The organism is Aureimonas sp. AU20 (assembly GCF_001442755.1).
In the GTDB taxonomy this organism is placed as follows: domain Bacteria; phylum Pseudomonadota; class Alphaproteobacteria; order Rhizobiales; family Rhizobiaceae; genus Aureimonas.
In genome coordinates this window covers 1,158,573-1,171,999 of the sequence record NZ_CP006367.1, presented here as the reverse complement: position 1 = coordinate 1,171,999, position 13,427 = coordinate 1,158,573, and the positions used below count along the sequence as shown (strand labels likewise).

General features: G+C 67.4%; 9 protein-coding genes. 2 read left to right on the top strand and 7 right to left on the bottom strand.

The window, feature by feature from the left end; all coding sequences use genetic code 11:
* The first annotated feature begins 2 nt into the window (after positions 1 to 2).
* Both M673_RS05330 and M673_RS05325 read left to right on the top strand, forming a co-directional pair.
* A complete protein-coding gene (locus M673_RS05330; protein ID WP_061974229.1) occupies positions 3 to 911 on the top strand; it encodes a transglutaminase family protein in 909 nt (302 codons plus the stop codon).
* 103 nt (positions 912 to 1,014) lie between these two features.
* A complete protein-coding gene (locus M673_RS05325; protein WP_061974227.1) occupies positions 1,015 to 2,181 on the top strand; it encodes a GGDEF domain-containing protein in 1,167 nt (388 codons plus the stop codon).
* 77 nt (positions 2,182 to 2,258) lie between these two features.
* Here the strand turns inward: M673_RS05325 and glgB are convergent, their stop codons facing one another.
* The 7 genes from glgB to M673_RS05290 all read right to left on the bottom strand — a co-directional run bounded on the left by glgB (position 2,259) and on the right by M673_RS05290 (position 13,408).
* Positions 2,259 to 4,541 (bottom strand): 1,4-alpha-glucan branching protein GlgB, encoded by a 2,283-nt coding sequence (gene glgB, locus M673_RS05320; protein WP_061974225.1) that lies wholly within the window; start codon positions 4,539 to 4,541, stop codon positions 2,259 to 2,261.
* A complete protein-coding gene (locus tag M673_RS05315) occupies positions 4,541 to 6,097 on the bottom strand; it encodes a phosphotransferase (protein ID WP_061974223.1) in 1,557 nt (518 codons plus the stop codon). Before M673_RS05315 ends, glgB begins: the two co-directional genes overlap by 1 nt.
* A gap of 96 nt (positions 6,098 to 6,193) precedes the next feature.
* Positions 6,194 to 8,242 (bottom strand): alpha-1,4-glucan--maltose-1-phosphate maltosyltransferase, encoded by a 2,049-nt coding sequence (locus tag M673_RS05310; protein WP_082639183.1) that lies wholly within the window; start codon positions 8,240 to 8,242, stop codon positions 6,194 to 6,196.
* A 121-nt stretch (positions 8,243 to 8,363) separates the two neighbouring features.
* Positions 8,364 to 9,212 carry a fumarylacetoacetate hydrolase family protein gene (locus M673_RS05305; protein WP_061974221.1) on the bottom strand — a complete coding sequence of 283 codons (849 nt, stop codon included), beginning with the start codon at positions 9,210 to 9,212 and terminating at the stop codon, positions 8,364 to 8,366.
* Between the two features lie 105 nt (positions 9,213 to 9,317).
* Positions 9,318 to 10,694 (bottom strand): guanine deaminase, encoded by a 1,377-nt coding sequence (gene guaD, locus M673_RS05300; protein ID WP_061974219.1) that lies wholly within the window; start codon positions 10,692 to 10,694, stop codon positions 9,318 to 9,320.
* Between the two features lie 60 nt (positions 10,695 to 10,754).
* The gene (locus M673_RS05295) at positions 10,755 to 12,014 is read right to left on the bottom strand and encodes a urate hydroxylase PuuD (RefSeq protein WP_061974218.1); all 1,260 of its coding nucleotides are present in this window, start codon (positions 12,012 to 12,014) and stop codon (positions 10,755 to 10,757) included.
* Between the two features lie 308 nt (positions 12,015 to 12,322).
* Positions 12,323 to 13,408 carry a BMP family ABC transporter substrate-binding protein gene (locus M673_RS05290; protein ID WP_061974216.1) on the bottom strand — a complete coding sequence of 362 codons (1,086 nt, stop codon included), beginning with the start codon at positions 13,406 to 13,408 and terminating at the stop codon, positions 12,323 to 12,325.
* Positions 13,409 to 13,427: the final 19 nt, after the last annotated feature.

The window sequence follows — 13,427 nt, the reverse complement described above, 5'->3', positions numbered from 1 at the left end:
CCATGAGCCGCTACGACATCCGCCTCGCGATCGGCTACAGCTATCCCGGCTTCGTGCGCGACGCCCGGCATATCCTGCGCGTTTCGCCGCGACAGACCGCCGGTCAGCGTATCGAGCGCTTCTCGCTCGAAGTCGCCCCCGCCCCGGCGGAAACGGCTTCGGAAACCGACTTCTTCGGCAACGCGATCGACCATATCCTGATCGACCAGCCGCACGAGGCGCTGAGCATCGAGATGCGCGCCCGGGTCGCGGTGGACCGGCCGCTGCCGGATCTTGCCCGGACGCCCTCGCTCGGCGCCATCGTCGAGCTGGCGCGAAAGTCCCGCGCCAGCGAGGGCGAGAGCCCGTTGCATTTCCTGGGCTCCGGGCGACTCGTCACTCCTTCCGCGCGCGTCGCGGCCTATCTCGAAGAGGGGCTCGATTTCAGCCGACCGATCGGCGAAGCGACACTCGATCTGGCGCGTCGCATCCGCTCTGACTTTCGCTTCCAGGCTGGCGTCACCACGATTTCGACCGGCGTGGAGGAGACCTTCGCCGCGCGCCGTGGCGTGTGCCAAGACTTCTCGCATCTGATGATCGCGGGGCTGCGCGGCGTCGGTCTGCCCGCCGCCTATGCCAGTGGCTTCCTGCGCACCGAACCGCCGCCCGGCCGGCCGAGGCTGGAAGGCGCCGACGCCATGCATGCCTGGGTCGAAGTGTGGACGGGGCCGGAGGGGGGCTGGCTCGGCTTCGACCCGACCAATGGCTGCTTTGCCGGCGAAGACCATGTCCTGGTGGCGCGCGGGCGGGACTATGCCGACGTCGCGCCGATCGACGGCGTCCTCATGACCTCCGGGCCGCAGCGCCATCACCATTCCGTCGACATGGTGCCGATCGAGGAGACCGAGGACGCATCGCTCCCTTCGCGATAGGCGCCCGCTCTCATCGCGCCTCGTTTAAAATCTTCCGTTTCTCGCAAGCGATCTTTTCAAACCGGCACGCTAAGTTACGCTTCGTAAGGAGCGATGCAAATCCATGCAGATCGACCTCTCCACCCTCTATGTGCTCGTGCTTGGGACGCTCGGCGTCTCGGCATCGCTGACCTATTGGGAGCGCCGTTTCCAGCCGCACCGGCAAACCGTCCTCGCCCGCTGGGCGCTCGGCCATGTCGCCTTCGCGACCGGCTGCGCCCTGTCGGTCTTCCCGCTGATCGAAAGCCCGCACCAGCGCGCGCCGATCTTTCTTCTCATGATGTGCGGCTACGGTACGATGCTGGCCGGCGTCCTGATGCTGAACAATCAGAGCATTCCGCGCTTGTGGTGGGCTGGCGCGCTGCTCTTCGCCGCGCTTTGCTTCGCGCTGTTTCCCCATATCACGCTGGAACAGTGGCATATGTTCGCCGGCGCCTCGATCGCCCTCATCTCGGGCGCCACGGGCCTCGTCCTGCGGCGCGGAGCGGCCTTCCTTTCCTTGCGCTCGCGGCGGCCGGCAGCGCTGGTCTTCCTGTTCCACGCCGGCTTCTATGTCGCGCGCGTCGCGGTCTTCCTGGTCTTCGACCTCACGAGCGGCCCGGTGATTCTCGCCTCGCTCGCCAAACTCACGATGTTCGAGGCGGTGCTTTTCGCCGTCGCCGCCCCGATGCTGCTGCTCTCGCTGGTGCGGGAGGAAGGCGAGGCGCATCTCTTCACCGCGTCCCAGACCGACTATCTCACCGGCCTTCCCAACCGCCGCGCCCTGTTCGAGCGCGCGGAGCGGCGGCTGCGCGAGGCCGACGAGACGGGCGAGGCCGTTTCGGTGTTGGTGTTCGATCTCGACCATTTCAAAAGCATCAACGACACGCATGGGCATCAGATCGGGGACGAGGTGCTGAAGCTCTTCGCCCGGACCGCCGAGCGCGAGCTGCGCTCGATCGACCTGATCGCCCGGTTCGGCGGCGAAGAGTTCGTGGCCGTGGTGGCCGGGCGCAGCCTGGAGGAGGTGCGCGGCGATGCCCAGCGCGTCGCCCGCAGCTTCTCGGCCGAAGCCGCAGGCTTCGGCCGGCTTGGCCTCCATGCCACCGTCAGCGTCGGCCTTGCCCATACCACCGGACGCGATGCCGACCTGTCCCGGCTCCTGAGCCAGGCGGACGCCGCGCTCTACCGCGCCAAGACGCTCGGGCGCGATCGGATCGAGCAGGCCCCACCGCTCGCGGCCGTCGCCTGATCCTCAAGCGATCCTCCTCATGAAAAAAGGCCGGATCGCTCCGGCCTTTTCGGTTTTCACTCAAGCCCGGCGAGGCTTCACGCCTTGGCGAGATCCTGTTCGTCCAGCAGCTTGACGCCCAGCTCGGTCTCGACCTGCGCCTGGGCCTCGCGCCGGGGCGCGAAGACGATCGTGGAAAGCGGCGGCAGGCTCAGCGAGAGCGAGAAGGGCCGGCCGTTGGAGTGGACTTCCTCGGCCTCGCGCCCGCCCATATTGCCGACATTCGACCCGCCGTAGATCTCGGCATCGGTGTTCAGCACTTCCTCCCAGAAGCCGCCATGAGGCACGCCAACGCGGTAGTCATGGTGGACATTGGGCGTGAAATTGCAGACCACCAGCGCCGCGCCGCCGTTCTTGTCCTTACGCAGATAGGCCAGGACCGACTGCTCGACATTGGAGGTGTCGACCCATTCGAAGCCGTGTGGGTCGCAATCGTTCTCGTAGAGCGCCGGCAGGCCGCGATAGAGCGTGTTGAGATCGCGCACCAGACGCTGCACGCCCGAATGCTCGCGATATTCGAGAAGGTGCCAGTCAAGCGACTGGTCGTGGTTCCACTCCTCGGCCTGACCGAACTCGCTGCCCATGAAGAGCAGCTTCTTGCCGGGATGGGTCCACATGAACCCGTAATAGGCGCGCAGATTGGCGAATTTCTGCCACCAGTCGCCCGGCATCTTGCCCAGGATCGAGCCTTTCCCATAGACCACTTCGTCATGGCTGAGCGGCAGGACGAAGTTCTCGGAATAGGCGTAGACCATGCCGAAGGTCATGTGGTGCATGTGGTATTTGCGGTTGATCGGGTCTTCCTGCATGAAATGCAGCGTGTCGTGCATCCAGCCCATGTTCCACTTGAAGTGGAAGCCGAGGCCCCCGGCATAGGTCGGGCGCGACACGTTGGGGAAGGAGGTCGATTCCTCTGCATGGGTCGTGGCGTTGGGGAATTGCCCGCCGACCTGCTCGTTGGTTTCCTTCAGGAAGGCCATGGCCTCCAGGTTCTCGCGCCCGCCATGGATGTTGGGCTCCCATTCGCCGTGATTGCGCGAATAGTCGAGATAGAGCATCGAGGCGACCGCATCGACCCGCAGTCCGTCGACATGGAATCGGTCGAGCCAGTAGAGCCCGTTGGAGACGAGGTAGTTCTTCACCTCGGTCCGGCCGTAATCGTAGATCAGCGTGTTCCAGTCCTTGTGGAATCCCCGGCGCGGATCGGCATGTTCATAGAGCGCCGTGCCGTCGAACCGGCCGAGCCCGTGGATATCGGTCGGGAAATGGCCGGGCACCCAATCGAGAAGCACGCCGATATCGGCCTGGTGGAAGGCGTCCACCAGCCGCGCGAAGCCCGCCGGATCGCCATAGCGCGCGGTCGGCGCGTAGAGGCCGATCGGCTGATAGCCCCAGGAGCCGTAGAACGGGTGCTCGGACACGGGCAGGAACTCGACATGGGTGAAGCCCATGTCGCGGCAGTAGTCCACGAGTTCGCGCGCCAGCGTGTCGTAGTCGAGAAAGCTGTTGCTCTCGCCCCGTCGCCAGGAGCCCAGATGCACCTCGTAGATCGAGATCGGCTTGTCGGCGGCCTGCCAGTCGCTCGGCTTGGCGCGGAAGGCGTCGTCCGCCCAATCGTGCTCCACCAGTCCTTCCACGATCGAAGCGGTGGAGGGCGCCAGTTCCTGGCGGAAGCCGACCGGATCGGCCTTCAGCGGCAGAACCTCGCCATGCCCGCCGATCATCTCGTATTTGTAGACCTCGCCCCGGTCGAGGCCGGGAACGAAGATCTCGAACAGCCCGGCGTCGACGCGCTTGCGCATGACATGGCGCCGCCCGTCCCAGGCGTTGAAATTGCCGACCACCGAGACGCGGCGAGCATTGGGCGCCCAGACCGCGAAGGCCACGCCCTTCACGCCGTCGATCTCGGTCGGATGCGCGCCGAGCTTCTCGTAGAGCCGGTAATGCCGGCCCTCGTTCAGGAGGTAGATGTCGAGATCGCCCAGAATCGTGCCGAAGCGGTAGGTGTCCTCCTCCTCCCAGGACTCGTCGCCGTGCCAGAAGCGATAGCGATGGTCCTCGAAGGCTTGCGGAACCACGCCGGAGAACAGGCCCTCCACCTCGCCGCGCTCCAGCTCGCCGAGCAGCTTGCCGGAGCGGTCCAGCACCTCGGCCCGCTCGGCGCCGGGGCGGAAGGCGCGCAGCACCGCGCCGCCATCCTCAGTGCGATGGGCGCCGAGCACCGAGAACGGGTTCTCGTGCAGCCCCCTGGCCAGCGCGCGCGCCTCGTCCCCGTGCAGGCCGTGGTCGATGCCGCTGGCGGCGGATTGGGTCTGGCTCATCAAAGGACCTGTCGTTTCTGGAGAAGGGACACGATTCCACGCAGCGGAATCGACAGCCAGGCGGGACGCATCGCCGCCTCGTAGCGCAATTCGTAGAAGGCTTTCTGCAGCAGAAAGAGATCCAGCAGCCGCGCGTTCCCCTCGTCCGCGAGATCGACGCCGCTGGCGCTCTCCCAGGCCGAAAGGAAGGACGCGGAGGTCTCGTCGCGCCAGCGCTCGGCGGCGTCCCGCGCCCGCTCGGCCAGCGCCGGGTTCTCGCTGCGCAGAGAGTCGAGCGCCGCGAAGGCGGCATAGTCGTAGGAGCGCAGCATGCCGGCCACGTCGCGAAGCGACGAGGTCTTGGCGCGGCGCTCAGGCAAAGGCCGGCCCGGCTCGCCCTCGAAGTCGAGAATGACGATGTCATCACCGCGCACCAGAAGCTGGCCGAGATGGTAGTCGCCATGGATGCGAGTGCGGCGGCCTGCCGGCTCCAGCTGCTCGAAGCTCTCGAACCAGCGGGCGATCTCGCCCTCGCGCGCGCCCAGCGCCGCGATGTCGGCGGCGACATCCGCCCCGCCCTCGACACCGCGCAGAAGCGCGATGGCGCCGGCCGCCTCGTGCTTGGCCTCGTCCACGATGCGGGCGAGCGACACGCGGTCAAGCGGCTCGGGGTCGAAGGCGGCATCGCCCGTCTCGCTCGCCAGCGCGGCGTGCATCTCGCCCGTGCGTCGCCCGATCGTGCGGCCGGGATCGAAGGCGAACTCGGCCGCCCCGCCCTCGCCCGCCCGCAGATGCGCGGCCAGCGAGCCCGTGACGGAGGCCCACGCGTCGCCTGCGTTGCCAATGCGCTCAAACAGGGCGGCCACCGCCGCGCGGCTGCCGTCCGCGCGCGACAGTTCCAGCGAGCCGAGCAGCGCCGGCGCCGCCGTGAAGCCGGTGTTCTCCGTCAGAAAGGACGTGACTTCGAGTTCCGGTTGCTCGCCGTCGCGCAGCAGGCGGTAGAATTTCAGGATCGCGACGCGGCCGATGCCGACCGAGGTGTTGGACTGCTCGCCCGACAAAGGGGCGATATCGGATGGGTCCACCGCCACCGCCTCGCGCAGCTGCTCGGCCCGGGCGGCGGAGGCCGTGGCGCGCAATGCGCCGCCTCCGGTCTCTGTCCGGCCGCCGGCCGCGATCAGTGCCACCACGGCCCGGCAGAAGTCGGGGTCGCGCGTGGCGTCCACCAGCGCCCGCTCGCCCTCCAGCTCGGCCAGGAGATTGGCCCCGACACCCCGCCCGCGTGGGCGCAACGCGAGCGGCAGGAAATAGCGCTGCTCGCCATCAATCGTGCGCACCACCGCCTCGCCGGCCAGCGCATCGCCCGCGCCGTCCACCGTGCCGAGCGGCGCGAAGGAGACGGCGTCCAGCCGCTCGGACTTGGCGGCGAACCAGCGCTGCTGCTGGAGAAAGCGCCGGAGCGCCGCTTCCAGCGCGGCGCCCTCCGCGCCCACGAGATCAGACAGGGAAGCGACACGCCCGAAGGCGGGAAGCATGTCGGGCGCGCCCGCGCCGGGCTTGGACTGCGTGTCGGTCATGGGCATCCATCATCGTCATGGGTCCGCCGCGGCGGGCCTGGCAAAAGCGAGCGAAAGGGCCGGAGCGCGGGTCTCTCGACCCGCGCTGCACCCGCGTCAGACGGAAAGACGGAAAATGGCGTAGGGAAGTTCCCCCGGTTCGAACCACCAATGCTGAACCTTGCCGGCCCAGACGAACTGACGGTCGGACACGAGGTCCTCCACCTTCACCGTGCCATTGTCGGGAAGGCCGAATTCCCAGAGCGGCACCTCGAAATGGCCGCCCTGCGGCTGGTGCGGATCGAGCGTCACCATGACGAGAATGAACGAGGAGAGATCGGCCGTCCGCTTGCCGAAATAGAGGACGTTGTCGTTCCAGAACTGATAGAATTCCAGGTTGCGAAAATCGCGCAGAGCCGGCTCGGAGCGGCGCAGCCGGTTGAGCAGCGCGAAGTCGTCGCGGATATGCCCTTCGCGCTTCCAGTCGAAGGCGCGGACCTCGTATTTCTCTGAGTCCTTGTACTCTTCCTTGCCGGTGACGAGCGGCTCGTATTCGCACAGCTCGAAGCCGGAATAGACGCCGTAATTGCCGGCGAGCGTCGCCGCCAGCGCGGCGCGGATGCGAAAGCCCGGCCGGCCGCTCGTATGGAGAAAGAGCGGGTTGATGTCGGGCGTGTTCACAAAGAAGTTCGGCCGCATGTATTCGGCGCATTCCTCCTTCGTCAGCTCGGTCAGATATTCGCGCAGCTCCCATTTAAGGTTGCGCCAGGTGAAGTAGGAATAGCTCTGGTTATAGCCGACCTTGGCGAGGCGCTTCATGAGCTTGGGCCGGGTGAAGGCCTCCGCCAGAAAGATCACGCCGGGGTCCACCGCCCGCACTTCCGCGATCATCCACTCCCAGAAGGGGAAGGGCTTGGTGTGCGGATTGTCGACGCGGAAGATACGCACGCCCTTGTCCAGCCAGAACAGGACGATGTCGCGCAGCTCGACCCAGAGAGAGGGGATCGCATCAGGCCCGTAGAAGTCGACATTGACGATGTCCTGATACTTCTTGGGCGGGTTCTCCGCGTATTTGATCGAGCCGTCGGGCCGCCAGTCGAACCAGCCCTTGTGCTGCTTGATCCAGGGATGGTCGGGCGAGCACTGGATGGCGAAGTCGAGCGCGAGTTCCAGCCCATGGTCGGCCGCGCGGGTGACGAGGCGCTGGAAGTCGGCAAAGGAGCCGAGCTGCGGATGCAGATCCTTATGGCCGCCCTCGTCCGAGCCGATCGCATAGGGGCTGCCGGGCTCGCCCGGCTTGGCGGTGACGCTGTTGTTCTTGCCCTTGCGGTTGATCTTGCCGATCGGGTGGATGGGCGGGAAATACAGGACGTCGAAGCCCATGTCCTTGATGTCGGGCAGGCGCGCGATGACGTCGTCGAACGTGCCGTGCCGCGCCGTGTCGCCGGACTGGGAGCGCGGCATCAGCTCGTACCAAGCCGAGAAGCCCGCCGCCTCGCGGTCCACCCAGACCGGCACCTCGCCGGGGTGGCGGGTCAGGTTGGCGCGCACGCCGGCCCGGCGCAGAAGCTCGATCGTCTCGCCCTGCATGAACAGGGCGTAGAGCGCGTCCTCGTCCTTAAGCTTGCGCAGCTTCTCGACCCGGCCGCGCAGATCCTTCAGCGCCTTGCCGTCCTCGCGCGAGCCGCGACCGGAGCCGGCGGCCTGCTCCAGCAAGAGCTCGCCCTCGCGAAGTTCCAGCGCGATGTCGACGCCGGCGTCGCGCTTCTTCTTGGTGTCGCTCGCCCAGGTGCCGAACACGTCGCGCCAGGCGATGATGGAATAGCGATAGGGACCGGGCGTCCTGAAGCGCACGGTGGCGCCCCAGCGGTCGTTGCCGATGAAGACGAAGGGCGTTTCCAGCCCTTCCATCTCGCCGCCATGGGTGATGAGCGCGGCGGCGATGATCTCGTGGCCGTCGGAGAAGATGTCGGCCGTCACCGTCAGCGGCTCGTTCTCGACCCGCTTCACCGCGAATCTGCCGCCGTCGATCAGCGGTTCGACGCCTTCGATCACCACGCGGCTGGCAGCCAGTTCCTTCAGCCAGGAGAGCGACTGCTCCTGGGCGGCGGCCTGCGAGGCCGCGCGCTTTTTGGGCTTGACCGCGACGGGTTCGGGGAGAGCCATGGACGAACCTTCTTTGCCGTTGCAACGACGGGAGAGCGGTCCCCCCGTTCTTGGCAAAGGAATAGAGGGCAAACCCGATTCATCCAGTCATGGAGCGCCGTTTCTCTCCCCGGCTACGCTCTTATTCGGGCTGGCCGGACACGACCTGCCGTTGTTCGCCCAGATGCGCGTTGCCCAGCGTCACGATGTCGCCCGCCTTCAGGAAGACCGGCGGCTTCATACCCGCGCCGACGCCTGCCGGCGTGCCTGTGGTGACGATGTCGCCCGGCTCCAGCGCGAAGAATTCCGAGGCGTAGGACACGATCGTGGCGAAGTCGAAGATCATGTCGGCCGTGGTGCCGGTCTGCTTCCGCTGGCCGTTGACGTCGAGCCAGAGTTCCAGCGCGCCGGGGTTCTCCAGCTCGTCCCGCGTCACCAGCCAGGGGCCGAGCGGGCCGAAGCCGGGGGCGCTCTTGCCCTTCAGCCATTGCCCGCCGCGCTCCTTCTGCCACGTGCGCTCCGACACGTCGTTGCACAGGCAGAAACCGGCGACGTAATCCAGCGCCTCTTCTTTGGAAACCTGATAGCAGCGCTCGCCGATGACGATGGCGACCTCGACTTCCCAATCGACCTGGGTGGCACCCTTGGGAATGGCGAAGCCATCGCGCGGGCCGGCGATGCAGCTGACCGCCTTGTTGAACAGGAGGGGCTCGCTCGGCGTCTCTGAGCCGGTCTCGGCCGCGTGCTCGGCATAGTTCCGGCCGACCGCGACGAAGTTGCGTGTGCCGGCGACCGGCGCGCCCAGCCGGTGGCTCGGGTCGGCCTTGGGCAGGCTCTTGGGGTCGAGCGCACGCAGCCGCTCCAGACCCTGGCGCGAAAGAACCGCGCCGGCGATGTCGTCGATCTCGCCCGACAGGTCGCGAATGCGGTTTTCCTCGTCGATCAGCCCCGGCTTCTCGGCCCCCGGCTCTCCGAATCGCACCAGTCTCATGCCTGTCCCTCCTGCCCCGCGCCGGTCTGTTGGTCCGGCGGGTTGTCGTTCCTTCGCCGTCCGCCGCCCCTCACGCAAGGGGAGGCGCAGGGCTCACGATGATTTTTAGCTGCTCGGCCCGGCCAGCCCGCCATGAGCGAGCGGCGGCGGCTCGCTGACGCCGCGCGCATGGAGCCGGCGCCCGGCCGCGTAGGTTGCGACCACGCAGCGGTCGTCGCCCAGCGTCGCCAGCGCGAACAGCTCCTCCTCCAGCGTCTCGATCCGCTCGGCGCGCTGACGCAGGGCCGGCGTGGCGCGCGCGTCGAGCAGCGTCAGATCCGCCTCGAAGCCGGGCGCGACCTGCCCGATGCGGTGGCCGAAGCCGATCGCGTCGGCATTGCCGGCGGTCATCATGTAGAAGGCGGCGTGGCCCGGCAGGCGCTGGCCGCGCAGGGCCAGCACCTTGTAGCCCTCGCCCGCCGTCTGCAGCATGGAATAGGACGTGCCGCCGCCGATATCGGTGGCGAGCCCCATGCGCAGCCCGGCCGCGAGCGCCGCGTCGCGGTCGAACAGGCCGGAGCCGAGGAACAGGTTCGAGGTCGGGCAGAACACCGCCGTCGCCTGATGGTCGGCGAGCGCGGCGCGCTCGCGCTCCGACAGGTGGATGCAATGGCCGAACAGGGCGCGGCGGCGCACCAGCCCGTAGCGCTCGTAGATGGCGGTGTAGTCCTCGGCCCAGGGGAAGAGTTCCTTGACGAAGGCGATCTCGCCGAGGTTTTCGGAAAGATGCGTCTGGATCGCCATGTCGGGATGCGCCTCGGCGAGCGCGCCGGCCACCTCCAGCTGCGCCTCGCTCGAGGTCGGCGCGAAGCGCGGCGACAGCGCCACCTCCAGCCGCCCCGCCCCGTGCCAGCGCTGGACGAGCGCCAGCGTCTCGTCATGGGCGCGCTCCGGCGTGTCGGTCAGCGCCGGCGGGGCGTTGCGGTCCATCATGACCTTGCCGCCGATCATGCGAAGGCCGAGCCGGGCGCTTTCCGCGAAGAAGCTTTCGGCCGACTGCGGATGCGAGGTGCAGAAGGCGACCGCCGTGGTCGTGCCGTTGCGCAGGAGTTCATGCAGCAGGAACTGCGCCGCCGCGTCCGCCACCGCGGGGTCGCCGTAGCGGGACTCTTCGGGGAACGTGTATTTGGCCAGCCATTCCATCAGCTCCGTGCCGTAGGAGGCGATGACCTGGGTCTGCGGCATGTGCAGATGCGGGTCGATGAAGCCCGCCGTCAGCAGGAAGGGCCGGTAGTCGGTGACGGAGAGATCGGGCGACAGGGTCGGCAGCAGGTCGCCGGCCTCGCCCACGGCCTCGATCGAGCCGTCGCGCACGACCACGAGCCCGTCCTCGATGAAGCGGGCGGCCGGCGTCTGGCCGGGGGCGAGGTGCTGCACCTCGTAGGACAGGACGCGCGCGCGCAGGGCGAGCGTGCCGCCTTGGGGAAAGAGAATGTCGGTCATGGTCTCAGGGTTTACCCCCAACGGCGCGGCAGGGCCAGAGTCTGGCTGGTTAGGCGGGCGTCAGGGGCGAAAGCGGCCGCTGCCGGACTCCAGCCAGCGCGAGAGCGTCAGCCGCTCCTCGGGCTCGAGGCCGGTGATGTTGCCGGGCGGCATGGCATGCGAGCGCACGGCCTGCCGCTCGATCAGCGAGGCGTTCAGCACGATGTCGCGGCCGTTTTCCAGAAGCACGGCTTTGGGCGCATGGCCGATGCCGGGCCAGAGCGGCTTGCGTGCATGGCACATGGAGCAGCGCGACTGGACGATGGATTCCGCCTCCGGGAAGAGCGGCGAGCGCGCCAGCGCCAATTGCGGATCGGCGGGAAAGTCGAGGCTGGAATTGGTGGAGGACGCGACGTCCGCCGTCGAGGCGCGCCAGCCCGGCGCGCCCGAAAGCGTGATGACGAGGACGAAGAGCACGCCCGCCACGGCCCAGCACCACCAGAGATGCTGCCCCGTCTTATGCTTGGTGTTGAAGAAATGGCGCACCACGGCGCCGATCAGCAGCACCAGCCCGGCGATCGCCCAGTTCCACTCCGTCGCGAAGGCGAGCGGATAGTGGTTGGAGAGCATGAGGAAGATGACGGGCAGCGTCAGATAGTTGTTGTGCAGCGAGCGCTGCTTGGCCGCCGCGCCGAGGCGCGGGTCGGGCGAGCGCCCGGCCTTGAGGTCCGCCACCACGATCTTCTGGTTGGGGATGATCAGCATGGCGACATTGGCGGTCATGATCGTCGCGATCATGGCGCCGGTGTGCAGCATGGCGCCGCGCCCCGAAAAGAGCTGGCTGAACACGAAGCTGGCCGCCACGACATAGACGAAGACGATGCCGAGCAGCGTGGAATCGTTCTTTCCGAGCGGCGACTTGCAGATCGCGTCATAGACGACCCAGCCGAGCGCGAGGCCGGCAATGCCGATCAGCGTCGCGCCCCAGGCCGGCAGGTCGGCGCGAGCGGGGTCGATGAGATAGAGATCGGCCCCGAGATAATAGATGAGGAACAGGAGCGCCGCGCCCGACAGCCAGGTGGCGTAGCTTTCCCATTTGAACCAGGTCAGGTCCTCCGGCATGTGCGGCGGGGCGACCATGTATTTCTGGATGTGGTAGAAGCCGCCGCCATGGACCTGCCAGGCCTCGCCGCCGACGCCCACCAAGGGCGCGCCATGCGGCCTGCGCAGGCCGAGGTCGAGGGCGATGAAGTAGAAGGACGAGCCGATCCAGGCGATTGCGGTGACGACATGCACCCAGCGCACGGCGAATTGCAGCCATTCGGCGAAATAGGTCCACATGGGATGACCCCCGAAGCGCCGCCCCCTTGTCGCGGAACGCCCCAAAATGAATCCGATGTGCCTTTGCGGGCCCCTCGCCGTTCAGGAGACGGTGGGAGGAGCAGGCGTTGGGAGCGAAGGGCGCGAGGCGCGCCCTTCGCGGCTTTCTCTGGACTGGCGCACCCTTCTCTCAGGGCGCGACAGGAGGGTCGTGATGGCGAGTCGTATGGCGTGGAGTCGCGAGACCCGGAGCGGAGCGGACTTGCCGTCCGTGAGCACCGGAAGCGCAGCGAACCGCGCCAGACGGCCGCCAGCGCGAGCCGTGGCGATTAGTTGCGCACGCCTTCGACGTACCAGTCCATCTTCAGAAGGTCCGCATCCGGCACGACCGTTCCGGCGGCGATCTTCTCGGCGCCGGACTGATCCTTGATCGGGCCGGTGAAGATCTCGAACGTGCCGGCCTTGGTCTCGTCGACGATCTTCTGCGCGGCGGCCTTCACGTTGTCTGGCATCGCGGCATTGAACGGGGCCATCTCGACCTCGCCTTCCTTCATGCCGAGCCAGACGTCGCTGCGCTTCCAGGTGCCGTCCATCACCGCCTGAACGCGGCTGACATAGTACGGGCCCCACTGGTCGACGATCGCCGTCATATGGGCTTTGGGCGCGAAGTTCGTCATGTCCCAGGCCTGACCGAAGGCGATGGCGCCGCGCTTCTCGGCTTCCTGCAAGGGGCCGGGCGAGTCGGTGTGCTGGGTGATGACGTCGGCGCCCTGGTCGAACAGGGCCGAGGCGGCCTGCGCTTCCTTGGCCGGGTCGTACCAGGAATTGACCCAGACGACCTGCGTTTCGAACTTCGGGTTCACCTTGCGGGCGGCGAGCGTGAAGGCGTTGATGCCCATCACGACCTCCGGGATCGGGAAGGAGGCGACGTAGCCGGCCTTGCCGGACTTCGACATCATACCGGCGATCGTGCCCAGCACGGCGCGGCCCTGGTAGAAGCGCGAATTGTAGGCGCTCATGTTGGGCGCGGTCTGGTAGCCCGTGGCGTGCTCGAACTTCACGTTCGGGAACTGCTTGGCGACCTTCAGCGTCGGGTTCATGAAGCCGAAGGAGGTGGCGAAGATGATGTCGTTGCCGTCCTGCGCGAGCTGGCGGATGACGCGCTCGGCGTCCGGCCCTTCGGCGACGTTCTCGACATAGCTCGTCTGCACCTTGTCGCCGAGCTTTTCGGCCAGATACTTGCGGCCCTGGTCATGGGCGAAGGAATAGCCGAAATCGCCGATCGGGCCGACATAGACGAAGGCGGCCTTCACCGGGCGGTCCTTCACCTGGGCGAAGGCGGGCGCGCCGATAGCCAGCGTGGCGGCGAGCGCGGCGCCCCCGAGAAGAACCTGACGGCGATTGAGAAGGATCATCGAACACTCCTTGCGATGG